We start from the raw sequence: 409 nt of genomic DNA on the forward strand, positions 1-409 counted from the left end.
GGTTTTGAGGCTGCGAGAAGCCTGTAGGCAGAGAATGCGGAGCTTGTTTTGCCGCAAATAGAGCGTTCAACAGAAGAGGAGGAATGATCCATGAAATCCAGATTACTGGAAGAACTGAAGATAGGGTCCATGACTGTTAAAAATGCCGTTTTTATGGCGCCCATGTCTCTCGGATACGAGAGTCCGGACGGGACGGTCAATGAGACGATGCAGGAATACTGGCTGGCAAGAGCCAGAGGCGGCGTTGGCTGTATCATTACCGACGCGCTTTCTGTCGACCCGGATGTGCCGTATCTGGGAAATACTCTGTGCTTTAGAAATGAAGAGAGCATTGCATCCTACCGCCGTTTTACAGACAGAATCCATGAGTACGGGACAAAAATAATTCCGCAGATCACCCATCCGGGGC

At 50.4% G+C, this 409-nt stretch carries 1 protein-coding gene; it reads left to right on the top strand.

Features of this window, described 5'->3' with window-relative positions; all coding sequences use genetic code 11:
- Positions 1-90: 90 nt before the first annotated feature.
- Positions 91-409, top strand: a 319-nt coding sequence (locus tag NE664_14810; protein MCQ4727906.1) for an NADH-dependent flavin oxidoreductase, incomplete at its 3' end; no start/stop codon positions are given.

The sequence above is a fragment of the Anaerotignum faecicola genome, from assembly GCA_024460105.1.
Lineage (GTDB): Bacteria > Bacillota > Clostridia > Lachnospirales > Anaerotignaceae > JANFXS01.